The organism is Bartonella sp. AC535YNZD, assembly GCF_042196625.1.
Lineage (GTDB): Bacteria > Pseudomonadota > Alphaproteobacteria > Rhizobiales > Rhizobiaceae > Bartonella.
This window is the reverse complement of record NZ_JBHIQP010000004.1, coordinates 65033-89990: the sequence shown is the minus strand read 5'-3', so window position 1 is coordinate 89990 and position 24958 is coordinate 65033. Positions and strand designations below refer to the sequence as shown.

The following is a 24958-nucleotide window of genomic DNA, read 5'->3' as shown; positions in this document are numbered from 1 at the left end:
GGGTTGGGATGAGAGAGTTCTTCAATATTGGGAACGCTCATTCAACATGCAAAACAATAAATTGTTTTTATAAGTCAGTATTTTGCCATATGATGCTTAAAGTGTCATCAAGCCATTTATGGTAATTGCACGCTTCTTTGTTTGAGGCATGAACAGAGAAAATAAAGCCAGGATATCCACCAAATGCTGGTGGAGGTGGTGAAATATGATCCGTTTCAAAGAAAATGATAGTTCTGCTAGTTTGTGGATGTTGTACGACCTTATCGAGACCTAAAAATCCAGAGAAGCGTCCATACCCATGAAGAGGAATAATATAATTTGCAGCCACTTTTTTAGCTGGGAGGACATCAGGAAGATCTAAATTTTGTTCAGCTAAAGCGGCATTCATACAGAGTTTTGCAAATGAAATTCCTGTACCTTGTTCTACAATAAAATGGGAGACACCTGACCCACCTATACGAGCGCCGATCTCAATGATATAAGGTAAATTATTAGCATCTAGGCGTAGCTCTACACGGGCAGCCCCCATATTTATACCAAGAGCTTTGACTCCAGAGCATGCAGCCTCACATAAAGCAATAATTAAAGGATCATCTATATCACAGCGTTGACGATAAATTGTTTCTTCAAACCATGGTCCTTCAGGTTGTCCTTTGTCGCCAACGGCTAAAACATGCACACCTGCTGTATCAACAAAACATTCTACGACAAATTCTTTTCCTGGCAAATATTGTTCTACAATTAAACCTACAGGTTTATTTTTATCATTAAAACGTGCCATATCTTTATGCTGAATATTCCATACAGCTTTGATGAGCTTAGAAAATTCTTCAGGATTTTTAGCTAACATGACGCCTGTACTCGCCCATCCAGAGACGGGTTTAATAACGAGCGGATAGTCTAAGGTTTGTGTTTGTGATAGGTCTTCTGGATTATCTATATACAGAAATTTTGGTGTTCTTAAGCCTGCTTTAGCAAAAGCTTGACGCATGAGATATTTGTTTCTGGTTAATGCTGCTACTTCTGGTTCAATACTTGGAGTGTTGATTTTTTTGGCAGCCAAAGCTGTCCATAGAATGGCTTCTTCGCGAAGGGTCATAACCCCAGCAATATTGCGTTCTTTTACGCCTACTGCAAAAGCGTCTAGAGCTGCCTCTGGCTTATCAAAAACAGGAAGTTGCCAAGTTTCACTGACTGCTGCGGGGTGTTGAATAGGAGCGCTTTCAGCGGTATCATAGATCATTACTAATTCGATATTAGCTGCTTGTGCTGCTTCAAATATAAACGGGAGCTTTGTATTGCGCTGGCAAACTAACGCGAGTTTTTTCATTTTGTTTCCTTATTAAATTTGGAATTTGTGGCACGACGTTTTTGTTGCCATCCAGATACCTTTGATGCATCTATAAATAAGAATGTCATTCCTATAACAGCCATCATCATAGCAATTATTTTGATAATGTTGAGAGAAGGGCTCGAGCCGATTATCCATTCACATGTAACCACTGCAAAAGGGGATAATACGCCAATAGTGTTGGCGTATAATACACCTCCCTCAGCTAAAACTTTTTGGTATAAAACGTAAACTGGTGCCGAGCAAATAGTTCCTAAAATCAATATCTTAAATACATCTTCTAACTTAAGATATAAGAGTGGGGCAGGATCAAAAATGAATAATGGCATAAATGATGCGGCAGAAATTGTTGTAATCCAAGCCAGTGAGGTGAGCAAAGGTAAATGTTTAAGATAACGTTTAGACAATAAGCCATAAGCAGAGTAAGAAAGTGCTGCTGTTAAGGCAAGACCTACTCCTATCAGGTTATAATATCCACCTTCTCCACTGTTTATATTGAATGCTACAGCTGCTACACTGACAATTATCACTCCACTAAGCTTCAGCCATGAGAATTTAAGGACATTTGTCAATGCACCTAATATATAAGTAATCCCTGGAATAGTAGCGAGCACCATGGTTAAATCACTAGCTTTGAGTGATTTTAATGCACCAAAACTGCATACAAAATACAGCGAAAATCCTAACACTGAGAGAATAAAAAAAGCAGGTATCATGGAAAGCAATGGTAGGGATCTGAAAACGGCTTTCTCACGAAATAGTGCAATTAACCATAAGGTGGCAGCAGTGGCAAACAACCTAAGTCCAACTGCATACATGACGGGTATATTGCTAACCAAATTCTTAGATAATAACCAACTTATGGAAAACAATGCTAGAATAGCAAAGGTAAATAGGAATAACCGTCCTTTTAAGAAACTCAATGATTTAATCCCACAATAATGTACTGTGCATAAGATGATGTTGAAAAGTTAAATCGTGACTTTGAGGTCTGTGGTTTTCCAAGATTATCTTGGATATAATCCTTAGCTCCTGCCAAATAAGCATCATCATCTAATGCTTCAAGTGCTTCTATAGCTGCAATCATCAATGCTATTACTTGTTTGAGATGCTCCAAATTAAAGATACCTCCTTGATCCGTTTCAATCAATGCTTTGTTTCACATCAATATTTCAAAAAGCAAGATCCCTGTACCAGCATCGAATGTTATATGCTGATCAGAATCTTTTGGATAACGAAATATGCGTTCTAAGAGGATAAATTCAGTTATTTCTTTCCAAAACTTTGAACAGTCTTCTAGCATAATACGCACTGTAACTAAGTTAACTTTAATTTCTTCTAGAAGATCTGTAAACCAATTTAATTTTATATACAGATTCTTATCTAATGGTTGCGGTCCAGTATGATGTGCATAGTCATGATAATACCCCCATAAACAGTGAACATCGTAAATGTCTTCTTTAGATAAGTTACGACTATGCAATTGACTGAACAGGAATTTACTATCTCGACCGAGTAAATTTTCAGCTTTCACAATTGTTTGCTTGTTGTAAATATCAAAGAGTTTGCTGAACAAACAAAGCAAATGCTTGTTTGTCAATTTTTTTAGCAGTTGCACAGATTTTGGGAATAAAACAATGTAATTGCCTTCTAAAAAACCTTTTGATGCTCTTCCCATTTTTATACATTGAAAAGGTGATACATAATCCTTTGTATATTTTGAGGCGTCGGCAAGATAGTCCGTTTCATGACGATATCCTGTCTAATTCCAGTCGGAATCCTTCTGGATCGGGACCATTTGTTGCACGCATTGGAGCCAAGAAAAATAGGGGAGCATCTGTTAATGGCGCTTTGAAAGCAGTCAAGGTGTTATCAAGTTTAGGAGGGGTAGTTAAACCGCTGAGCATTCACTGATGAAGATCATCAGAAGTGGTCACCAAAAGTTCCGGAGATAATCCGTCAATTATATCTGCATGATGATTGAGTAGAGTGATCAATTCATTGATTATATCACTATCTGCTGAAGTTGGTTCCTTAATGCTCCCATCTCGTTCTTGACGCATACGGAATTTGTCAACCAAGTTAACAATAGAAAGAGGAGCTTCAGATTGTTTTATAATGAGCTGACTTTAGCGAATGGAGCAAGAAAGCCATTGGCACTTGTCCAAAATTTTTCATAATATTCAGCTTATAACGGTTTGCTGCAACCGATGTTGTGATACTAGCATCGGCTTTTTCAGCCTTACAAAGAACGGCTGCATCAGCATTGCTGTTGGCAAATACTTTGTCATATTGATGAGCTACCAGAGATTGCGGAGTAGGACGAGTCGCTACGATTATAATTTTGTCTTGTCATTGCCCTATTGCCATAAAATATCGTTATTTAGGGGAGTTATTAGGGAGAAAAGATTCTATGCAGGGGGTGTTTATTGGATATGTTAGAGAATTATTGGAATGGTGAAGCAAAGGTTGATGATGTGTAAAGCACACTGTTCTTTTGGGGATAATAAGCTTTTTTCTACTTTAAAATTTTGCAAAAAGTATTTTTTAGCTGTTCGTATCGAGTGCACTATTGTAGGTGGATAACGAACAGAGTGTTAAAACACGATTGCTTTTACCATCTCATTCAATATATTTAACTTTTTAATTAAAATAATATTTTTAAAAAATATTCTACAGTTGTAACTGTATTGAATATAGGAAAAGGTATCACCATTGGCTTGTTTGTGAAAGAAAGATGAAATATGATTCTTAAATTAGAGTGAGGTTGGCAAGAATCTTTTTCCTTCTTTGAGGTGTGGGAAGGGTGGATTAAATCTTATTAAAATATATAAAACTTAGAAAAAATAGTCTCTTTCTTGAAAAGATCAGAGGTAAACAATATGCGTGAGATTTTGGATCATTTTGATATGCCATTGAATAAAAAGATTTCTGTTCAACAGACTCAAAATCTTTCATGCCAATCACACCCAAAACGATTTTATAAACAAGTGAAAATTGCTTGTGAGGAAAGAGGTTTTACTATCTTATTAGATGAACGTTCTGTTAAGACGCCCGCAAGGCGTCATTTTTATGTGCCAACGCAAGTGTTTGCTGAATTCGTTGCTCAGGAATTTGAGAGCCAAAAGCACGTTGTTGATCCTGCAAAAATGCCGATGACGCGTTTGGTTAACACAGTTATTGATGGTATCGCTGATGATATGCAGGCTGTGTTTGAAGATTTATTGCGTTTCGTTGTATGTGATATGATCTTTTATCGTGCGCAGACACCTAAAGAGCTGGTGCAAAAACAATCTAAACAGTGGGATCCTTTATTAGATTGGGCAGAAGAAAAATTGGGGGCGCGATTTTATTTGACAGAAGGGCTAATGCATGTGGAACAATCACCAGAAGCACTTCAAGCAGTCAGTAATTATTTACGTAGAGTTGAATCTCCTTATATGCTTGCTGCACTTCATCTGATGACGACCTTAACGGGATCTGCTCTCATTGCTCTTGCGGTTGCTGCGGGAAAGATTGATGCTGATCATGCATGGTCTATTGCCCATTTAGATGAAGATTGGATGATGGAACAATGGGGAACGGATAAAGAAACAATAGCACGCCGTGCTCATAAAAAAGTTGAATTTAATGCTGCGGTTACAATTGCTACAGTATGTTTATAAGATTTCTTTATTTCCTTGGGCTTTTTAAAGAAACATCTCTCAAAGAGTACCCAAGCCCATTTCACGGTGACAACCATGAATGGTATAACGATAAAGCCATTGAACACCACCATCTTTACGCTTGTGAAGAAGCAAGCCAGTACCATCATACACTTTACCAGCTCGTAGGTGTTGCGAACAGTCCTTGGTATTTGAGAGGGTTCATAAGAGGCATTTTTAGTTCTTTCTTGTACAGTTTTTACTCATATGCTAGCCCCGTTTTTGACGCGCAAGGAAATGGTCTTTATTGATTCAATATACACAGATTTGAAATGAGAGAATTTTACAATATTTAGCTTTCTAATTCATTTATAAATCAATGTGTTGTTTTTGCTGTTACATTATTTTTGTGATTTTGAGAGGATTGATTTTTACTTTTTCAAGTCCAGGAAATATTTCATTGGTTATGTTTAAGATTGCTTCGTCATTACCACGGATAAAATACCATTCATTATCGTGAAGGAGGGCAATAATTTCAGTTTGAATAGAGCATTTTTTTCCAGCATTTGTTGCGGTTACAAGCTCCACGGGTATAACAAAATAAGGAATGCCATTATCAAGTGTCCCTTCACGTTTTTGTTTTTGATCAATGTTGATTGTTTCAATCTTGTAACTTTCTGCCAACCGTTCTATTTGGCTTTTCATGATTTGTAGAAATTGTGATTGATTAAGATTTTTTTTGGCGGTTAAGCGGTTGATGATTTGGGGAGGAATAGCATTTAAGATGGCATTTGCATCGGCATTTTTAAGTGCTTTACTATAAGCAGATGTTGCTTTCTCAAGAGTTGTAAGCTTTTGGTTGGTTATTGTATGTGCTTTAGTTGTTGATGTGATAAAGACAATGCATAAAAGAACGGGAACGAGAAAACAAATTCGCGGCATTAGAAACCTTTGTTAATTCATTTGAAGAGATTCAACACATTATAAAGGAAAAGCGGATGAGCAAAAAGCCTCTTGCGCTTTTGCATGAGACGAATATCCACAAAAATGGAGGCTTTTGCCTCCATTTTTAAAATCAAAAGAATGCGTATTAATTGTTTAAACAGAATAGTACATATCAAATTCAACAGGATGGGGTGTTGTTTCGTAACGCAAGACTTCTTGCATCTTTACTTGAATGAAGGAATTAATCTGATCATCATCAAAAACGTCGCCAGCTTTAAGAAAGCCACGATCTTTGTCAAGTGCTTCAAGCGCTTCACGCAGGCTTCCTGAAACAGTAGGGATTTCTTTAAGTTCCTTTAAGGGAAGATCATAAAGATCTTTATCCATAGCATGTCCGGGATGAATTTTGTTTTTGATACCGTCAAGACCAGCCATTAAAAGGGCTGCAAATGCCAAATAGGGATTTGCTGTTGGGTCTGGAAAACGAACTTCTACGCGTTTTGAATTTGGTGAGGAGCTCATTGGAATACGGCAAGATGCAGAACGATTACGTGCTGAATAGGCAAGAAGAACAGGAGCTTCATAACCAGGAACCAAACGTTTATAGGAGTTTGTGGATGGGTTGGTAAAAGCATTTATTGCTTTTGCGTGCTTAATAACACCACCGATAAAAAACAGACAGGTTTCTGATAGTCCAGCATATTCATTTCCTGCAAAAATGGGTTTGCCATCTTTCCAAATGGAAATGTGGACATGCATTCCAGAGCCGTTATCACCAAAAACTGGTTTTGGCATGAAGGTTGCTGTTTTCCCATAACTGTTTGCTATTTGATGTACAACATATTTAAAAATTTGCATCTTGTCAGCCTCGCGAACAAGTGTATCAAAACGAATACCCAATTCATGTTGGCCCGCTGCTACTTCGTGATGGTGTTTTTCGACCTGTACACCCATATCTTTGAGTGCTGTGAGCATTTCAGAACGCATATCTTGGCAAGAATCAATTGGCGGAACAGGAAGGTAGCCTCCCTTTATTCGTGGGCGATGCCCTAGATTTCCTGTTTCATATTCCGTATCATCATTGGAGGGAAGTTCACTTGAATCGAGTTTAAACCCTGTGTTGTAAGGGTCCGTTTTATAGCGCACATCATCAAAGATAAAAAACTCTGCTTCTGGACCCACATTGATTGTATCTCCAATGTTTAAAGATTTCATATAAACCTCAGCCCTTTTGGCGATAGAACGAGGATCTCTACGATAAAATTCACCAGAGACAGGGTCAAGTACGTCACAAAATATGACCAAAGTAGATTGAGCAAAAAAAGGATCAATATGTGCTGTTGCTGGATCTGGCATTAAAACCATGTCAGATTCATTAATTGTTTTCCAACCAGCAATTGAAGAGCCATCAAACATAACACCATCACTAAAAGTATCCTCGCTGATTTCTGCGATATCCATTGTGATGTGATGCAATTTTCCTCGTGGATCAGTAAAACGTAAATCAACAAAACGGATTTCGTTGTCTGCAATCTGTTTGATAATATCTGATGCGGTTGTCATATTCAATTTCCTTAATGTGGCGTTGAGGTGGATAAAAAGACTAATTTTTTCGTTATCTATTAAAGGGCATCGATCCCAGTTTCGTCAGTCCCTATACGAATGGCATCATCAATGGAAAAGACAAATATTTTTCCATCTCCTATATGTTTAGTTTGGGCTGCTTTACGTATTGCATCAACAGTTTGTTCCAGTTTGTCATCGGACACGACAATTTCAATTTTTACTTTAGGGAGAAAGTCAACAACATATTTCGTCCCACGATAAAGTTCTGTATGTTCCCTTTGACGACCAAAACCTTTCGCTTCTGTTACTGTAATACCATGTAACCCAATTTTTTGAAGCGCTTCTTTCACTTCATCAAGTTTGAAAGGTTTTATAATGGCTTCAATTTTTTTCATGCTGAAATTATCTCCAACGTTATTTTGTCTTTTTAGACTGCATCACATTATATTGACAACTGTAAGATGTCCAACAGATACTTTGTGCACAAAAAGTCGGAAATGATGATACTATATATTCTTGGAGAGGCGCTTCTTTTGTAAAATTAAAGTGAAATATTATTGTTTTGGAAAAAACTTATAATCCTTATAAGCGAATCAAAATAATATCATTAAGAGAGTTTGCTTCCTTTTTGGGGGATAATGCATTGACTTATAAGGATAATTAGACGTTTTCTATATGGCATGAGGAATTCTAATAGCGTAAGATTTTCTCATTTTAGATCGTCTCATCAAAGTTATATCCTTGTATATCAAGAGATATGAGTGTGTGGATAAAAACATTTGAAAAAGGAATATAAATGCTTTTTATGAAAGCTCTCGATAACCAAAGGTTATTACAATATTAGAGATTAGGGGAGAGCGCAAATATTGGAAATGAAGGTGTTAGTTTGCACTTGCTTAAAAGCACAAAGATAGTGGTGTATAATAATTAATTTACCATTCTCAGGTGATGTCGTGAACTGGATTTGGGAGTGTTGAAAAATATTTTTTAAAACAAGCGTGTGAATTGGCAACGCAAATATATTCTATTTGGGGCGTTTTGTTTTTCGTGAGGAGCGAGATCTCATTAAAGAATGCGATAAACAAAAGCGTGAAGCAATGCGCAATCTTCATTCTTTTTAAAATATTGCTGTAGATGTTTTTGAAAATCGTAAAGATGAATTAAAAGGGGAGGGTAAAGATGGAAACTGGTTTATACCCTTAAAACTTCATATCCTTTCAAAATTAGGTTGTCTTCTCGTTTCAGAGATTACACCCAATAGAGCTATGCAATATGTTTGCCGCTATTTGACAATACAAAAACTAAAATAAAACAGCTTATAAAGCGCTAAATTGTTTTTAGTCTTTGCTTCCAACATGTTGCACCACTGGAATTAGGTGTTGGTTTACAGGTAACAATAAAAGTACAGGCTTTGTTCGTATGCTGTATTTTATAAGGGGAAGCATTTTTAAGAATTGGAATTATAGAGGGATGGGCGCAGTAAAACATCTTTTAGAAATTTTCCTGTATAGGAAGCGGGAATTTTAATAATGTCTTCAGGGCGTCCAATTGCAACGATTTCTCCACCGCGATCTCCACCTTCTGGTCCTAAATCAATAATCCAGTCGGCTGTTTTTATAACATCAAGGTTATGTTCAATGACGATGACTGTGTTGCCTTGCTCGACTAGTTCGTGAAGCACTTCAAGAAGTTTGGAAATATCATGAAAATGTAAACCTGTTGTCGGTTCATCCAAAATATAGAGTGTACGTCCCGTTGTTTTACGAGAAAGTTCTTTCGCAAGTTTTACACGTTGTGCTTCCCCACCAGAAAGTGTGGTTGCTTGCTGTCCTACTTTTATGTAACCCAATCCTACTTTAATGAGAGTTTCCATTTTATTATGAATAGCGGGAATAGCTTGGAAAAATTCTTCTGCCTTTTCAATTGTCATATCCAAAATATCGGCTATAGACTGTCCTTTGAATTTTATTTCTAGTGTTTCTCGGTTATAGCGTTTTCCTTTACAGACATCGCAAGTAACATAGACATCAGGTAAAAAATGCATTTCAATTTTGATGACTCCATCACCTTGACATGTTTCGCAACGTCCTCCTTTAACATTAAATGAAAAACGCCCAGCTTTGTAACCGCGGGCTTTTGATTCTGGAAGATCGGCAAACCACTCACGAATCGGTGTAAAAGCACCTGTATAGGTTGCGGGATTAGAGCGTGGGGTGCGTCCAATAGGGGACTGGTTGATATCAATGACTTTATCAAGAAATTCTAGTCCTTCAATTTTGTCATAGCTGGCAGGGCTGTGATGAGAGCCCATGATATGATGTGATGCTGCTTTGAAAAGCGTTTCAATAAGAAATGTTGACTTTCCTCCTCCAGAAACACCAGTTATGCATGTGAAGGTTCCAAGAGGGATGTTTGCATTGATATTTTTGAGGTTATTGCCTTTGGCACCGATGATTTTAAGTGTTTTCGATTTTGATATTTTACGCCGTTCTGTTGGCATTCTAACAGCCATTTTTCCTGAAAGGTATTGGCCTGTGAGAGAGGCTGAATTTTCTATAATTTCCTGCGGTGTTCCTTGTGCTACGATTTTTCCACCATGAACGCCCGCGGCCGGCCCCATATCGACAACATAGTCTGCCGTGAGAATAGCATCTTCATCATGTTCAACGACAATAACTGTATTGCCAAGATTGCGCAAATGCTGCAGCATTTCCAAAAGGCGTTCATTATCGCGTTGGTGTAAACCGATAGATGGTTCATCTAAAATATAAAGAACGCCTGTAAGACCAGAACCAATTTGAGATGCTAATCGAATACGTTGGCTTTCTCCCCCTGAAAGCGTTCCTGAATTTCGAGACAAGGTAAGATATTCCAATCCTACATGATTTAAAAAAGCCAAACGTTCACGAATTTCTTTTAAAATACGTACGGCGATATTACGTTGTTTTTCTGTGAGATATTGATGAACATTGGCAAACCAATCATCTGCTTGTGAGATGGAAAGATCTGATATTTGCCCAATATGCATTCCGTTGATTTTTACAGCAAGTGCCTCTGGTTTTAAACGATAACCGTGACAAGCCGGACAGGGCGAAGAAGACATATAACGTTCGATTTCTTCTCGAGACCAAGCAGAATCGGTTTCTTTCCAGCGTCTCTCCATATTAGGGATGATTCCTTCAAAAGGTTGGGTCGTTTTATGCGAACCAGAATTATTTTTATAGATAAAAGAAATTTCATCTCTTTTTGTACCGTAAAGAATAGCCTGTTGTGCTTCATTAGAGAGTTCACACCATTGATCTGTGAGTTTGAAACCGTAAGCTTTTCCTAATGCTTCTAAGGTTTGTTTATAGTAAAGTGAATCTGATTTAGCCCAAGGGGCAATGGCGCCATTCTTGAGGGTAAGATTTTTATTGGGCACAATTTTCAGTGGATCCATTGCTTTTTTTATGCCCAGTCCATCGCAGAGAGGACAGGCGCCAAAAGGATTATTGAACGAAAAAAGGCGTGGTTCAATTTCAGGAATAGAAAAACCCGATACAGGGCAGGAAAACTTTTCTGAAAAAATGAGCCGTTTGTGTGTATCATTTTTTGATTTATGAGCAGATTCCTTTGTCGTTTCTTTTTGTGCTAAGGGTTGGTCTGCCATTTCAGCAATGGCAAGCCCATTTGCTAGCTGTAAACAGGTTTCTATACTATCAGCTAAACGAGAGGTGATATCCTTTTGTACAACAATGCGGTCTACCACGACATCGATGTCGTGTTTATATTTTTTATCAAGAGGTGGAATATCAGCGATTTCATAGAATTTTCCATCAACTTTAGCGCGTTGAAATCCTCTTTTTAAAAGTTCTGTTAGCTCTTTTTTATATTCTCCCTTTCGTCCTCGCACCAAAGGGGCCATAATAAAAATTCGCGTTCCTTCTGGTAAGGACATAATTTGATCCACCATTTGGCTTACTGTCTGGCTTTCAATAGGAAGTCCTGTCACAGGAGAATGAGGAATGCCAATACGGGCAAAGAGAAGACGCATGTAATCGTGGATTTCAGTAACGGTACCTACCGTTGAACGAGGATTGCGACTGGTTGTTTTTTGTTCAATGGAGATAGCGGGAGAGAGACCGTCTATGCGGTCGACATCGGGTTTTTGCATGACTTCCAAAAATTGGCGTGCATAGGCCGAAAGGCTTTCGACATAGCGACGTTGTCCTTCAGCGTAAATTGTATCAAACGCTAAGGATGATTTCCCTGATCCAGAAAGTCCTGTTATAACAATGAGTTTATCACGAGGCAGATCGAGATCAATATTTTTAAGGTTATGCTCACGTGCACCGCGAATGGAGATATATTTTTGATGAGTCATACTTTATCCTTGGCATATGTGGCAAAAATTGAGCACCTAAAATGGAATAAAACTGTTTTTTTAGAATTACAATGTGTTTAACTGCTTTAATGCAAAAGGAAGGTATAAGTTTTGTGAAGAAAATACAAATAAGCAGCTTTTTATTCTCTCGAGGTGGAATAAACTATGCGTTTTTATCATCTTTTGTTATAATTACACTGAATACAATATTGGTAAAGGATAGCAATACCTATATTGATGGTCAATTGCGACATGTAAATTGAAGGTCAAGATGGTTATAACTGTTATAGAACAGAGTATTTTACAAATTAAAATTTTGGAGTTTATGCGATGGCTGGTAGCCTTAATAAAGTTATTTTAATTGGTAATCTTGGTGCGGACCCTGAAATCCGCCGTTTGAATTCTGGTGATCAAGTGGCAAATCTGCGTATTGCTACTTCAGAAAGTTGGCGCGATCGGAATACAAATGAGCGAAAAGAACGCACTGAGTGGCATAGTATTGTTATTTTTAATGAAAACCTTGTCAAAGTTGCAGAGCAATATTTAAAAAAGGGGAGCAAAATTTATATTGAGGGGCAGTTACAGACACGAAAATGGCAAGATCAAAATGGAAATGACCGTTATACGACAGAGGTTGTTTTGCAAAAATACCGTGGTGAATTACAAATGCTTGATGGGCGCGGAGCAGCGGGTGGAGAGCAGGGAGCAAGTCAAGGGGGGAGTTACAGTGGTGACTTTGCTAATAGTAGTTCAAATCAAAGAAATACTTTTGGTCAAAATAATAACCAATTAGGAGAAAGTTTTTCACACAAATTAGATGATGATGTTCCTTTTTAAGAGGCTTTAAAATTGCAGTATTATGATTGCTTTATGGTTTGTTTGTTTTAGATTTTTGAAGTTTAGCAAAGTGAAAGTTGTTAATTATTATTGGTAATTTAAAATATAAATTAATAACATCTTGAAAAATATTGTTAAATTTCTTTTTTGTTATGGGAGAGAAATTAGCATTTTTGTGTATTTTTCGATATAAACCGATATAAATAAAGTGAAATGATTCTTTTTTGAAAGTTTTTAAATTGTGACCGATCTTACTCCACACCCAGAACGTGATGTGCTGACCGGTATTGAACCAATCAGTATTATTGATGAAATGCAACGCTCCTATCTCGATTATGCGATGAGCGTGATTGTTTCGCGTGCACTCCCTGATGTCCGTGATGGTCTTAAGCCTGTTCATCGACGTATCCTTCATGCTATGAATGAGATGGGGCTTTCTTTCAATAAGTCGTATCGTAAATCTGCTGGTGTTGTTGGTGAGGTTATGGGAAAATTCCATCCTCATGGTGATGCTTCAATTTATGATGCTTTGGTGCGTATGGCGCAGGACTTCTCTTTGAGAAATCCATTGATTGATGGTCAGGGGAATTTTGGTTCCGTTGATGGTGATCCACCTGCAGCTATGCGCTATACTGAGTGTCGTTTAGAAAAAGTTTCAGAAGAACTTTTAGCTGATATTGATAAAGATACTGTTGATTTTCAGGATAATTACGATGGGCGTGAGCGTGAACCGGTTGTCTTGCCAGCACGTTTTCCCAATCTTTTGGTTAATGGGTCAGGGGGAATTGCTGTGGGAATGGCAACCAATATTCCTCCCCATAATCTTGGTGAAGTCGTTGATGGTTGTATTGCTTTGATTGATAATCCTGATATCACACTCGATAAAATAATTGAAATTATTCCTGGTCCGGATTTTCCTACAGGGGGTATTATCCTTGGCCACTCTGGTGTCCGTTCAGCTTATGAAACAGGGCGGGGTTCAATTATTATGCGTGCTAAAGTTGATATTGAAGAAATTCGTAGTGGTCGGCAGGCAATTATTGTGAGTGAGATCCCTTATCAAGTTAATAAGGCCACAATGATTGAGAAAATGGCCGAATTGGTGCGCGATAAACGCATTGAGGGAATCTCTGATTTACGTGACGAATCGGATCGTGATGGATATCGCGTTGTTATTGAGTTGAAAAAAGATGTTGTTGCGGAAGTTGTTTTAAATCAATTATATCGTTATACGCCGCTGCAAACTTCCTTTGGTTGTAATATGGTTGCGTTGAATGGGGGAAAACCCGAACAAATGACGTTGCTTGATATGCTTCGTGCATTTGTTTCTTTTCGGGAAGAAGTTGTCAGTCGGCGAACAAAATATCTTTTGCGTAAAGCGCGTGAGCGGGCCCATGTTTTGGTTGGTCTTGCCCTTGCAGTTGCCAATATTGATGAAATTATAGCGCTTATTCGCAAAGCTCCTGATCCACAGACAGCACGTACACAATTAATGGAACGACGTTGGCCAGCGATGGATGTCGCGCCTTTGATTAAACTTATTGATGATCCTCGTCATATTATCCACGAGGATGGTACTTATAATCTCTCTGAAGAACAGGCACGTGCTATTTTAGAATTGCGTTTGCAACGATTGACAGCCCTTGGACGTGATGAAATCGCTGATGAATTGAATAAAATTGGTGTGGATATTGCTGATTATCTTGATATCTTAGCATCGCGCGTACGCATTATGGGTATTGTTAAGGACGAGTTGAGTGCTCTGCGTGAGGAATTTGCAACACCGCGACGTACCGTATTTGGTTTTGGTAGCGCTGAGATGGAGAGTGAAGATCTGATCGCGCCAGAGGATATGGTCGTAACGGTGAGCCATAGTGGCTATATTAAGCGCGTACCTCTTAATACCTATCGTGCGCAACGTCGTGGTGGTAAAGGGCGTTCTGGTATGTCCACGAAGGATGAGGATTTTGTAACACGGTTGTTTGTCGCCAATACGCATACTCCGGTTCTTTTCTTTTCATCACGTGGGATTGTTTATAAGGAGAAAGTTTGGCGTTTACCGCTAGGTACACCGCAATCACGTGGGCGGGCTTTGATCAATATGCTTCCCTTACAACAAGGTGAACGCATTACGACAATTATGCCTTTGCCTGAAGATGAAGCAAGCTGGAGCGCATTGGATGTCATGTTTGCGACAACACGTGGAACTGTGCGTCGTAATAAGTTGTCAGATTTTGTTCAGGTTAACCGTAATGGTAAAATTGCAATGAAACTTGATGAGGAAGATGAAATTCTTTCTGTCGAAACTTGTACAGAACATCACGATGTCGTTCTAACAACAGCGAATGGACAGTGTATCCGTTTTCCAGTTGTTGATGTGCGTGTCTTTGCGGGGCGTAATTCTGTGGGAGTTCGTGGTATCAATTTGGCTAAAGGCGATAAAGTCATTTCAATGACAATTTTAGAGCATGTCGAGGCAACGTCCATTGAACGTTCTGCTTATATTAAACGTGTCATGAATGAGCGGCGTGCTGCTGGTGCAGATGCTGATGTTGAAGATATTGTCATTCTGGATGATGAAGATGGGGGTGTTGAAACAGAGTTAACAGATGAACGTTATGCAGAACTTCATGCACGTGAACAAATGCTTTTAACAGTGAGTGAATTTGGTTATGGTAAACGTTCTTCTTCCTATGAGTTCCGGATTTCGGGGCGTGGTGGAAAAGGGATTCGTGCAACAGATCCATCTAAAACAGCTGAAATTGGTAAATTAGTAGCGGCTTTTCCGGTGAAGGCGCAAGACCAAATTATGTTGGTGTCAGATGGGGGGCAGCTTATTCGTGTCCCTGTTGAGGGAATTCGTACTGCTGGGCGCTCAACTAAGGGAGTCACAATTTTTAATACAGCCAAAGGTGAAAGAGTCGTATCGGTTGAACGTATTTCTGAGCCTGAAGATGATACGAGTTCATTGGATGATGAAGGTGAGAAGTATTCTGATACGATTGATATGAGCGAAGAAAAGTAATTTTTAAGAGGAAGGAGTAAAATCATGAAAATTGCTCTTTACGCAGGTTCGTTTGATCCTCTTACAAACGGTCATCTTGATGTTTTAAAAGGGTGTTTTGTGTTAGCTAATAAGGTGGTCGTCGCTATAGGTATACAGGGTGACAAAAAAGCACTCTTTAGCTTTGAAGAGCGTGTTGGTTTTATTACCCAAGTAGGGAAAGACTTTTTCGGTGCAGATTCTAATCGGTTGCAGGTTCTTTCATTTAATAACCTTCTCATTGACAAGGCACGTGAAGTTGGTGCTTCATTTCTCGTTCGCGGATTACGTGATGGTACTGATCTTGATTATGAAATGCAAATGGCAGGGATGAATGGCATTCTGGCTCCTGAATTGCAAACTGTTTTTTTGCCCGCAAGTGTTTCTGGGCGTGCGATAACGTCTACATTGGTACGTCAAATTGCCTCTATGGGAGGTGATGTGACACCATTTGTGCCGCCCAATGTTGCACAAGCTTTGCGCTCGAAATTCCAGTCTTTAGAGGAGAATAAGTGTGTTTCGTAGAATTTTTGCTGTTTTGATATGTGTATTTTGTTTTTTTTCATTGTCCGCTGTCGCTGGTAATTCTAGTCCAGCGAGTGATTCAAGCCTTCTTGTTTTATCTCTCAAAGATGGTGATGTCATTATTCGCCTGCGTCCTGATTTGGCGCCAAAACATGTTGCGCAAATCAAAAGATTAACAGAGGAGGGGGCCTATAATAATGTTGTGTTTCATCGTGTAATTCCTGGCTTTATGGCGCAAACTGGTGATGTAGAATTTGGAAAAAAAGGCAGTAGAGATTTTGATCTGAAACGCGTTGGTATGGGGGGATCAAATTATCCCAATATACCGGCTGAGTTTTCAAAGCAGCCATTTAAGCGTGGTACTGTTGGGATGGCACGTTCACAAGATCCAGATTCCGCGAATTCTCAGTTCTTCATTTGTTTTGATGATGCTGCTTTTTTAAATGGTCAGTATACGGTTGTTGGGGAAGTAATAAAGGGGATGGATGTTGTTGATAAAATTAAAAAAGGTACCACAAGTAATAATGGATCTGTAGAAAATCCAGATGTTATTAATGCTGCTACTTTACAAGTTGATAGATGAAGCAAAGGAGCTTTTCATATGATTGAGGATAAAAATCCGGAAAATACTTTAATTCTTGAAACAACAAAGGGCAGAGTTGTTATTGAGCTTTTTGCTGATTTAGCGCCTTGTCATGTTGCACGTATCAAAGAACTTGTCCGTGAAGGTGCTTATGATAATGTTATTTTTCATCGCGTTATTGATGGCTTTATGGCGCAGACTGGAGATGTGCAATTTGGAAAGAAGGATGGTGAAAAATTCAATTTATCACGTGCTGGTATGGGGGGGGCAGAAAAACCAAATTTAACAGCAGAGTTTTCAAATCTTTCTCATAAGCGTGGTACAGTTTCTATGGCACGGAGTCAGAATCCAAATTCTGCTAATTCTCAGTTTTTTATTTGTTTTGCAGATGCTCCGTGGCTTGATCGTCAATATTCCATATGGGGGCAGGTTGTTGAAGGTATGGAAAATGTTGATAAAATTAAACGTGGTGAACCTGTTGCAGACCCAGATTCAATTACCAAAGCCATTATTGCTGCGGATGTAGAATAGTATAAATTATACTGGTTTCAATTGTAAGTTGCTAAGAGAAAATTCTCCTATCTGATATAGGGTGGTGATCAGTGATTACAGCTTAAATTCCTAACAGAGTTCAGCTGCTATGCCTTTATTCTTTCTACCAAGTTTCTTTTAATTTATGGATTTAGAGAATTTTGTTTGCTGTATTGGGGAAAGGTTGTGATTTGTTTGGGTGTTTTCTCGAACGAAGAGACCGCTCAATTGGGTGGAAGACGTAAAGATGAAAATAAAAGGCTCATCTTGCTCTCTCCTTTTTAATTCAGCTTTACTTTTTCAAAAGTATCTAAAGCAATGTCTTTTAAATAATGAAGATGACGCATTGCCTTATGCTTTGGTTCCTCTTGTTTTTTAATAAGAGGAACACTCATTACGTGGAATAGAGCGCCCCAAATAGAGTTACGCATTTACGCGCTTTTTTAAAGAAACATCTCTCAGTCTATTCCAACATTCATTTAAACTCCCTCATCTTTATGCTTGTGAAGGAGCAAGCCAGTATCATCATATGCTTTTTTCAGCCTCCAATGTTATAACAGAGCCTTTGGTATGTGTAGTTTGACAGTAAGTTTCGCAGTAAGTGGGAAGAGGTGGGATTAGTTAGGAATACGTGATAATTTACTATTTTATGTATAAAATTTAGCATTAAATGCGTATTTTGTCAAAATGGATTTTGACATTTGAAATTGCCAAAAAGAGCTAAAAATAACGAAATTTGGAATTTTGGAGCAAAAATGATAAAAGGCTTTGAAAGATCTTTTAAAATCCTTTGAAGATTTTTAAAAAGTCTGTGAAATCCCAGAAAACCGCCTTTGAAGACCCTTTGAGAGCCCCTTAAAAATCATTTGAAAAAAATAAATTGATGCAAAACCCGATGATAAGCTACAGTATGTGAGAATCTTAAAAAAGTGCTTTTTTTTAGTGTTTTTATTTACACGTTAATCTCTCTTGTGATGTGCAAGAAAATGATTTTAGTTATTTTAACGTATACAGATTTACAATAAGAGAAGCTATCCCTTCATTCAACATATAGAAATGAATTATTATTATAAATCAATGTATTGATGCTGTTTCTAAATATTGTCGTTAATAGGATATTCTATCAAAGTTTGGCTTTTACATCTTAATACGGTTTGTTCGATGTAATTTGAGTATGAATAGCCTATTTTATTGTACTTACTATTTATAGGGTTCGTCGTTTTTTAAAATTGTTTTTGCGTTTCATAATAGGTGGTTCATTTTATTTTTATCCCATGTGGGTAATGATCTTACAGTTTAATTAAGGATTTTTCCTGTTAGATTGAATGAATTATTTTTTCATGCTTGTGCTTTTTAAAAAATTTTGATGAATCTATCAATGTGGATGATACAAGGTAAGGTTTTAAAATAGAGTATTACATTTGTGATGTTGGTTGTCTTGTACAATCTGGAGAGCCTTTTAACGCCATATTATATGAATATATTGCGCAAGATAATGAAAATAAAATCATGATTTTTTTTATTTGCAATTGCAATGGAGCAAAGATGTAATCTCTAGGCTTGTGTTTTATGAAGTTATATCTAAATAACTTTAGAGATAGGTTTCTTTCTAGATTAGTACATTGATTTATAACGGATAAATTATTATTTTGTCCATTGAAAGAGCGCTTTGAATATTGTAAGATTTTCTTATTTCAATTTCTCTTATATTGACTTCTTCTCCATCCTAAAGGGTGAATTTTCTACAAGTGTCGGTTTGTAAGTCTTTTTTTTTCACGGTAGGGGTCTCTTACAGATTATTCATGCGGTTGAATTAATCAAAATCATCCCTTTTGCTCGTCACAAATGAGATTGGCGTGGGGAAAAACTATTGGAAAAAGCTCCCTTTTATGAATTATCTCAAGGGCTATCTCAATGTTGTGAACGGATAAATGATAATATGCATTTGCACTTTTATTAAGCGTAAGGCTCTCGGTGCCCGATAGATGAAAACTTTTTATCTGTAAAAGTTAAAGAATATTGTAAGTTGTACAATGCGTTCATAACTTTCTTCTATTCGTACGAAATTATTACTTATGAAAGTACGTAAAGATGAGATTGTTGAGATAATAATTTTGCAGTTCTGTTAAGGCTTTAGTGCGTTAAGCATAGGTATTTTGAGGTGTGATATTATAAGGATTTTACTTGTTTTCTGGAGCTAGATTATCACTTTTATTATGTTGATTTCTTAACAAGAAATGTTCTTTTATCTCGTTTAATTTTTGATGCTGATTACAATATTGAGCGAATCAAAAATTAATTCATAAAGCTTATGACAATGCTCGTAAGGGGATATCTTTTTTCTTTCTACAGAGATATGCATTGATGGAATCAAAAAGACGAGAGTTATGATAAAGACATTTCATTATAGAAAAATTGCTCAAGATGGGTATGCACGTCGAGGCGAAATTATAACGGGGCGAGGATGCGTTCGTACACCCGCATTTATGCCAGTTGGGACGGCAGGAACCGTTAAGGCTATGTATATGGATCAAATTCGTGATCTTGGTGCAGATATCATTTTGGGAAATACTTATCATTTAATGTTACGTCCAGGAGCTGAACGTGTTGCACGTTTGGGAGGATTACACGAATTTTCACGCTGGAGCGGACCTATTTTAACTGATTCTGGAGGCTTTCAGGTGATGTCGCTGGAGGGAATCCGTAAAATTACTGAACAAGGTGTGATTTTTCGCTCTTACATTAATGGCGCTTACTATGAAATGAGTCCAGAGCGTTCTATCGAAATTCAAGGGCTTCTTGATGCGGATATCCAGATGCAGTTGGATCAATGTATTGCATTACCCGCCACTGAAAAAGAAATGGAAGAAGCTATGGAACTTTCATTGCGGTGGGCGCTGCGTTGTAAAACAGCTTTTGGAGATCAGCCAGATAAAGCATTGTTTGGGATTGTTCAAGGGGGTGATAATATGAAACTGCGTGAGCGTTCTGCTCAAGCATTAAAAGAAATGGATTTAAAAGGTTATGCTATTGGAGGGCTTGCTGTTGGTGAGCCGCAGAGTGTTATGACAGCAGTATTGGATACTACTTGTCCGATTTTACCAGAGGATAAACCACGCTATCTTATGGGAGTAGGGACACCTGATGATATTTTACAAAGTGTTGCTCGTGGTATTGATATGTTTGATTGTGTTATGCCGACGCGTGCAGGACGTCATGGTTTAGCTTTTACCCGCTTTGGTAGAATTAATTTGCGTAATGCGCGTTATGCAGAAGATCCACATCCTCTTGATCCACAGTCACTTTGTCCAGCAGCACATGATTATAGTTGTGCTTATTTGCATCATTTGATCAAATCTGGTGAATCTCTTGGGGGGATGTTGTTGACTTGGAATAATCTTTTTTATTATCAACAACTTATGCAGGGAATTCGTGATGCCATTGAAGAAGGTTGTTATGCTGATTTTTGCGCTGAAACGCGTGCTCTATGGGCACAAGGACGCTAAAATATTAATCGAAATATAGCACCTTATTTTTTTATTGAATTTATTCTCGCACTTACAAATTTAGCTAAAAATATGAAATTAGAAACATCTTCCAAAATTATAAAATCCACTATCTTAAGATATAACAGTGCGGTTTTATAGGGCATATATTCTCTTTCTAAGTACTATATAAAACAGAAACTGTTACTCCGGTACGCGCTACCTGATCCGGAGAAAAACAGTTTTTCTGTTTCTGATGACTGTTTACAGCAACAATGTTAATGAGGCGTTAGCGAACTCTTAAAGAAGTATGAAAATTGTACTTTTATGAGCTACTTGGTATTTTTTATTACTAAAGTTAAAGAATGGATTATATACAATCGAACAGATAGATTTTTAGAAAATTAAAATAAAGTTAAAATAAAATTACAAAATTTTAAATGTTGTAATTTTATTTTTTAATTTTTCATATATAAATATTCTTTAAAATATATTTATGTAATATTATTAATATTATAAAACTATAGATATAATGTTATAATAAATTAAATATTAATCACGATAATTGTCATATTTATAAAATATCAATAAATATACTTATACAAAATTTGTTATATTTGTTTTTTGCTTTGTTTATAGAATTTATCTGAAAATAATCATAATATATTTATGTGAATATTTTAATTTACAGATAGTGAGTTAGATATCTGATGCGATTCCTCTGTTAGATGAGGGAGGGCTAAAGATGTCTAAAAGAGGGTATTTAATAAATCTAGAAACCAAGCACTATTATCATGAGAATTTTTAAAAGAATTTATAATAATTTATAAAAATGGCATAAAGTTGAAATTATAACTTATCGATTTGGAGGGTCTGTATTCAGGTAGCAAAAATAAAGCAACAATAATTTTAGGGGAGACGTTTTATCTTTGTATCAAAATAATGATGAGATATTATTCACTTGTTGAAATGCATTCTTCAGAAAATTTTAGAATTATTTATAGGATATAGTATGTCGTTGCAAAATAAAGCTTTCATTGTAAAATTACAATGACTGAAAAGAGGAGGTAAAGTTTATTATCTGGCAGATCTGATAAAAATAGGTAAATACGTCTGTGACCTTGAGGTTTTCAAAGGTTTTTCATTAAAGAATCTTACTTAAAGCTTCATAAAATGCTTTATATATCAAAATATTTCTAAAATTTTATTAGGGACTATTGGGCATGCGTATAACAATGTTTTGAATTTTTGTTTGTGTGTATTACAGATATCTACAGTTAAAACTCCTATCCAGAAGTGATGATATGAAGGATTTTTATCAACAAAAGGTTCTTGCATTGGGAATTGATTCGAGAATACGGCGTTTAATAATTTTAGCTCTTGCTGTGGGGAGTTTTGCTATTGGTACTGCAGAGTTTGTCGCAATGGGGCTACTACCAGAGATGGCACGAAGTTCCTATGTTGATATTCCTACCGCTGGTCAATATATTTCTGCTTATGCATTAGGAGTTGTGATTGGAGCACCTCTTTTAGCTGTGGCAACAGCTCAGGTATCACGCAAAACTGTTTTGATAGGATTGATGCTTTTTTATGCTTTAGCAAATATCGCTAGTGCCTTTTTTTCTGATTTTAGCATATTAGTCGTATTACGCTTTCTCAGTGGACTTCCCCATGGAATCTATTTTGGACTTGCGGCTATGGTTGCCTCTTCAATGGTCGAAATGAAAGAACGTTCTAAAGCTGTTGGATATGTTATGCTCGGCTTAACAATTGCAACCGTTTTGGGAGCACCCAGTGCTACTTGGATTGGTCAACTTATTGGTTGGCAGATTGCTTTTATCCTTGTGGGTATGATTGCTTTATTGTGTAGCTTGCTTATTTGGAATTTTTTTCCTTGTGATTCAATTTTTCCAAAAACGAATCCTTTGCAAGAAATGGGTGCATTAAAGCAAAAGCAGGTGTGGTTTCTTTTGTTGATGGTTTCGGTGGGAGCGTCAGGATTATTTTCTGTTTTCACTTATATCAAGCCAACGTTAATGCATATTTCTGGTGTTTCACTTGAGTTGGTACCATTTATCATGCCTTTAGTTGGATTGGGTATGGTGGTAGGAAATCTCTTGGGGCCTAAATTAGCCGTTAAAATTGGTATTTCGCCGATGATATTTTTTTCTATGCTTTGGAGCGTATTTGTTTTTTTTCTTTTTTTCTTTTTATCCTATGCTCCGTTAACAGCGGCAATAGGATGCTTTTTTGTTGGAACTTCTTTTGCTGCTATGCCTTCTATACAAACAAAAATTATGGATGTTGCACTACAGGGACAGATTTTGGCAGGAGCATTAATGCAGTCTGCTTTTAATATTGCCAACGCTCTTGGTGCAGAATCTGGAGCATTAGTTTTAAAATTGGGCTATAGTTATGAATATACAGCTGTTTTAGGAAGTGTTCTAACTTTGTGTGGATTAATGGTTTTTTGCATCTCATGGTATATGGAGAAGCATGCTTAATATTTTTCATTTTTTAAATGAAGAAGGAATTTTTATATTTATTTTTAGTTATTGGAATGTCCTGTTGGGTTTTTTAATATGCAGTAAGAAATGCGCAGTGCTAATGGAATAGCAAGACAAAATAAAAGACCCATGAGCACTATAAGAAGAGTTTTTGCTGCTAAGATCATTCCTATTGTTCCTCCAGGATTAAAGAGGCCAGCAAGATTGGTGATAACTCCTGCTAGAGTTGCACTTAAGGCCGCTGAAAATAGTTGTACAGAGGTAAGGGATTCACTGGCACGGAGAGCATCTTCATCATTTGCACATTGTAAGATCCTTGTGAGCAAATGTGGCCATGCTATGCCCGCACTGATTCCAATAAAAAACAGTGCTAAGCAGATCATAAAAATATATTCAAGTGTGGAAACTTCTGTTGGAATGAGCCATAAAAGAATAGCTATGCCTAATAGTTTTAATAGGGGGGAGTATATAATGATGTTGCGAATTTTTTTTTCCGATACACCAGCGCTTGAGAGGGCTCCACATGTCCATCCTAGGCTCATAAGTGCTGCTATGTAACCAGCAAGAAGTGGAGTTTGTCCATGAAGCTCTTGAAGAAAAAGTGGGAAATAAAGCTCCATACTATATACGACTGTCGTCATAACGAGTATTAATGCGTAAACAGGAAAAATTTCAGAAGAAAAAGAAAAGGATTTGCGTGGCAACATAGGATGAAGGGTAGATGATTCGATTTTTGCTAGGACAAAGAGGAGACTAAGTCCGATAACTAATCCGCAAATTTTGGCCATTGTTGTGTCCATAGCTCCTCCAACAGAAATGATAAAAATCAATAAGGTGAGTGTGAGAAGCTGGAGCAGAGGGAGAGGGGTTGTTGGAATATAATTTTCATTCTTTTGGGGTAAAAATTTAAAGGCTATGAGTGAGAATAATATAGCTAATGCACCAATGATCCAAAAAGATGCTCTCCACATGCCATAATATACAGAAATTCCTCCGATTGCTGGTCCTAACAAGGTTGATATTCCCCACATTCCAGAGATGACACTTAATGCGTGTGACCATAAAGATGGACTGAAAACAATACGTACCATGGAATAGGATAAGGATAACAAAGAACCACTTCCAAATCCTTGAATAAAACGTCCTATTAAAAATAATGGCATAGATGAAGAAATGCTGCACATGAAAGTGCCTAGGGTAAAGATAAGTCCAGAGAGAACATAAGTGTTGCGAGGACCTAATTTCCCTAATATTTTTGTTGCAAGTGAAGTCCCAAGAAGTGAAGCTGTAATAAAGACAGTTGCCACCCAAGAATAATATATTTCATTGCCAATATGATTCATAAGAGAGGGCAAAATAGTAATAACAATATAAACGTTGGTAGCGTGTAACACAACACCGCCTATAAACGTCAAAAAGCAAAGACCATTTTTACCTAATAAAAGCGCAGACCAGCTTTGTTTTTTCACTGTTTTTGCTATTTAATAAAATTTATCCTCTTTTTATTTATAAGGCAGTTCTTTAAATTTGCCAAGAGAAATTCAAAGCTCTGTTTAGAGCTTTGAATTTTAATTTAAG

General features: G+C 37.2%; 20 protein-coding genes. 9 read left to right on the top strand and 11 right to left on the bottom strand.

All coding sequences use genetic code 11. The features are described from left to right. Positions 1 to 67 precede the first annotated feature (67 nt). From ACFIM8_RS04020 to ACFIM8_RS04005, 4 genes are all read right to left on the bottom strand, one after another. Positions 68 to 1330 (bottom strand): acetyl-CoA carboxylase biotin carboxylase subunit family protein, encoded by a 1263-nt coding sequence (locus ACFIM8_RS04020; protein ID WP_375614547.1) that lies wholly within the window; start codon positions 1328 to 1330, stop codon positions 68 to 70. After that, positions 1327 to 2190, bottom strand: coding sequence for a DMT family transporter (locus ACFIM8_RS04015; protein WP_375606728.1), 864 nt, complete (start codon positions 2188 to 2190; stop codon positions 1327 to 1329). Before ACFIM8_RS04015 ends, ACFIM8_RS04020 begins: the two co-directional genes overlap by 4 nt. 80 nt (positions 2191 to 2270) lie before the next feature. After that, on the bottom strand, positions 2271 to 2468 hold the full coding sequence (locus ACFIM8_RS04010; protein WP_375606678.1) for a hypothetical protein: 198 nt from the start codon (positions 2466 to 2468) through the stop codon (positions 2271 to 2273). Positions 2469 to 2510: 42 nt separating this feature from the next. Next, positions 2511 to 3029 carry a hypothetical protein gene (locus ACFIM8_RS04005; RefSeq protein WP_375614546.1) on the bottom strand — a complete coding sequence of 173 codons (519 nt, stop codon included), beginning with the start codon at positions 3027 to 3029 and terminating at the stop codon, positions 2511 to 2513. A gap of 32 nt (positions 3030 to 3061) precedes the next feature. Here ACFIM8_RS04005 and ACFIM8_RS04000 point away from each other — a divergent pair, with 32 nt between their 5' ends. Then, a complete protein-coding gene (locus tag ACFIM8_RS04000) occupies positions 3062 to 3265 on the top strand; it encodes a hypothetical protein (protein WP_375606676.1) in 204 nt (67 codons plus the stop codon). Here the strand turns inward: ACFIM8_RS04000 and ACFIM8_RS03995 are convergent. Further along, positions 3259 to 3414, bottom strand: a complete 156-nt coding sequence (locus ACFIM8_RS03995; RefSeq protein ID WP_375606675.1) for a hypothetical protein — start codon at positions 3412 to 3414, stop codon at positions 3259 to 3261. The genes ACFIM8_RS04000 and ACFIM8_RS03995 overlap by 7 nt on opposite strands. Before the next feature lie 819 nt (positions 3415 to 4233). On the opposite strand from ACFIM8_RS03995, the gene ACFIM8_RS03990 reads away from it, so the two are divergent. Then, positions 4234 to 5016, top strand: coding sequence for an ATP12 family chaperone protein (locus ACFIM8_RS03990; RefSeq protein WP_375606674.1), 783 nt, complete (start codon positions 4234 to 4236; stop codon positions 5014 to 5016). A gap of 375 nt (positions 5017 to 5391) precedes the next feature. On the opposite strand, the gene ACFIM8_RS03985 is transcribed toward ACFIM8_RS03990, so the two are convergent. From ACFIM8_RS03985 to uvrA, 4 genes are all read right to left on the bottom strand, one after another. Then, complete coding sequence (locus ACFIM8_RS03985; protein ID WP_375606673.1) at positions 5392 to 5937, bottom strand: hypothetical protein; 546 nt, start codon at positions 5935 to 5937, stop codon at positions 5392 to 5394. A 156-nt stretch (positions 5938 to 6093) separates the two neighbouring features. Further along, a complete protein-coding gene (gene glnA, locus ACFIM8_RS03980; RefSeq protein WP_375606672.1) occupies positions 6094 to 7503 on the bottom strand; it encodes a type I glutamate--ammonia ligase in 1410 nt (469 codons plus the stop codon). 59 nt (positions 7504 to 7562) lie between these two features. Further along, the gene (locus ACFIM8_RS03975) at positions 7563 to 7901 is read right to left on the bottom strand and encodes a P-II family nitrogen regulator (RefSeq protein ID WP_375606671.1); all 339 of its coding nucleotides are present in this window, start codon (positions 7899 to 7901) and stop codon (positions 7563 to 7565) included. Between the two features lie 1052 nt (positions 7902 to 8953). Beyond that, complete coding sequence (gene uvrA / locus ACFIM8_RS03970; RefSeq protein WP_375606670.1) at positions 8954 to 11869, bottom strand: excinuclease ABC subunit UvrA; 2916 nt, start codon at positions 11867 to 11869, stop codon at positions 8954 to 8956. A 330-nt stretch (positions 11870 to 12199) separates the two neighbouring features. On the opposite strand from uvrA, the gene ssb reads away from it, so the two are divergent. The 5 genes from ssb (at position 12200) to ACFIM8_RS03945 (ending at position 17388) form a co-directional block, all read left to right on the top strand. Continuing rightward, positions 12200 to 12706 carry a single-stranded DNA-binding protein gene (ssb, locus tag ACFIM8_RS03965; protein ID WP_375606669.1) on the top strand — a complete coding sequence of 169 codons (507 nt, stop codon included), beginning with the start codon at positions 12200 to 12202 and terminating at the stop codon, positions 12704 to 12706. A gap of 241 nt (positions 12707 to 12947) precedes the next feature. Beyond that, complete coding sequence (gene gyrA / locus ACFIM8_RS03960) at positions 12948 to 15731, top strand: DNA gyrase subunit A (RefSeq protein ID WP_375606668.1); 2784 nt, start codon at positions 12948 to 12950, stop codon at positions 15729 to 15731. Positions 15732 to 15755: 24 nt separating this feature from the next. Next, complete coding sequence (gene coaD, locus ACFIM8_RS03955; protein WP_375606667.1) at positions 15756 to 16274, top strand: pantetheine-phosphate adenylyltransferase; 519 nt, start codon at positions 15756 to 15758, stop codon at positions 16272 to 16274. Beyond that, complete coding sequence (locus ACFIM8_RS03950; RefSeq protein ID WP_375608383.1) at positions 16264 to 16857, top strand: peptidylprolyl isomerase; 594 nt, start codon at positions 16264 to 16266, stop codon at positions 16855 to 16857. The genes coaD and ACFIM8_RS03950 overlap by 11 nt, the downstream gene beginning before the upstream one ends. 18 nt (positions 16858 to 16875) lie before the next feature. Beyond that, positions 16876 to 17388 carry a peptidylprolyl isomerase gene (locus ACFIM8_RS03945; RefSeq protein ID WP_375606665.1) on the top strand — a complete coding sequence of 171 codons (513 nt, stop codon included), beginning with the start codon at positions 16876 to 16878 and terminating at the stop codon, positions 17386 to 17388. A gap of 281 nt (positions 17389 to 17669) precedes the next feature. On the opposite strand, the gene ACFIM8_RS03940 is transcribed toward ACFIM8_RS03945, so the two are convergent. After that, positions 17670 to 17819, bottom strand: coding sequence for a hypothetical protein (locus ACFIM8_RS03940; protein WP_375606664.1), 150 nt, complete (start codon positions 17817 to 17819; stop codon positions 17670 to 17672). A 1956-nt stretch (positions 17820 to 19775) separates the two neighbouring features. Here ACFIM8_RS03940 and tgt point away from each other — a divergent pair. Together tgt and ACFIM8_RS03930 are read left to right on the top strand one after the other, a co-directional pair. Further along, positions 19776 to 20894: a tRNA guanosine(34) transglycosylase Tgt gene (tgt, locus tag ACFIM8_RS03935; protein ID WP_375606663.1), complete on the top strand. Its 1119-nt coding sequence runs from the start codon at positions 19776 to 19778 to the stop codon at positions 20892 to 20894. A 1283-nt stretch (positions 20895 to 22177) separates the two neighbouring features. After that, on the top strand, positions 22178 to 23377 hold the full coding sequence (locus ACFIM8_RS03930; RefSeq protein WP_375606662.1) for an MFS transporter: 1200 nt from the start codon (positions 22178 to 22180) through the stop codon (positions 23375 to 23377). Between the two features lie 44 nt (positions 23378 to 23421). Here ACFIM8_RS03930 and ACFIM8_RS03925 read toward each other — a convergent pair whose 3' ends face one another. Further along, on the bottom strand, positions 23422 to 24849 hold the full coding sequence (locus ACFIM8_RS03925; protein WP_375614545.1) for an MFS transporter: 1428 nt from the start codon (positions 24847 to 24849) through the stop codon (positions 23422 to 23424). Positions 24850 to 24958: the final 109 nt, after the last annotated feature.

What these genes read in the sequence shown, in the direction of transcription:
- coaD (WP_375606667.1), top strand. Translation starts at nt 15,756, where the DNA reads ATGAAAATTGCTCTTTACGCAGGTTCGTTTGATCCTCTTACAAACGGT.
- ACFIM8_RS03985 (WP_375606673.1), bottom strand. Translation starts at nt 5,937, where the DNA reads ATGCCGCGAATTTGTTTTCTCGTTCCCGTTCTTTTATGCATTGTCTTT.
- ACFIM8_RS04005 (WP_375614546.1), bottom strand. Translation starts at nt 3,029, where the DNA reads ATGGGAAGAGCATCAAAAGGTTTTTTAGAAGGCAATTACATTGTTTTA.
- tgt (WP_375606663.1), top strand. Translation starts at nt 19,776, where the DNA reads ATGATAAAGACATTTCATTATAGAAAAATTGCTCAAGATGGGTATGCA.
- uvrA (WP_375606670.1), bottom strand. Translation starts at nt 11,869, where the DNA reads ATGACTCATCAAAAATATATCTCCATTCGCGGTGCACGTGAGCATAAC.
- ssb (WP_375606669.1), top strand. Translation starts at nt 12,200, where the DNA reads ATGGCTGGTAGCCTTAATAAAGTTATTTTAATTGGTAATCTTGGTGCG.
- ACFIM8_RS04020 (WP_375614547.1), bottom strand. Translation starts at nt 1,330, where the DNA reads ATGAAAAAACTCGCGTTAGTTTGCCAGCGCAATACAAAGCTCCCGTTT.
- ACFIM8_RS03945 (WP_375606665.1), top strand. Translation starts at nt 16,876, where the DNA reads ATGATTGAGGATAAAAATCCGGAAAATACTTTAATTCTTGAAACAACA.
- ACFIM8_RS03995 (WP_375606675.1), bottom strand. Translation starts at nt 3,414, where the DNA reads ATGCGTCAAGAACGAGATGGGAGCATTAAGGAACCAACTTCAGCAGAT.
- glnA (WP_375606672.1), bottom strand. Translation starts at nt 7,503, where the DNA reads ATGACAACCGCATCAGATATTATCAAACAGATTGCAGACAACGAAATC.
- ACFIM8_RS03930 (WP_375606662.1), top strand. Translation starts at nt 22,178, where the DNA reads ATGAAGGATTTTTATCAACAAAAGGTTCTTGCATTGGGAATTGATTCG.
- ACFIM8_RS03940 (WP_375606664.1), bottom strand. Translation starts at nt 17,819, where the DNA reads ATGCGTAACTCTATTTGGGGCGCTCTATTCCACGTAATGAGTGTTCCT.
- ACFIM8_RS03975 (WP_375606671.1), bottom strand. Translation starts at nt 7,901, where the DNA reads ATGAAAAAAATTGAAGCCATTATAAAACCTTTCAAACTTGATGAAGTG.
- ACFIM8_RS03990 (WP_375606674.1), top strand. Translation starts at nt 4,234, where the DNA reads ATGCGTGAGATTTTGGATCATTTTGATATGCCATTGAATAAAAAGATT.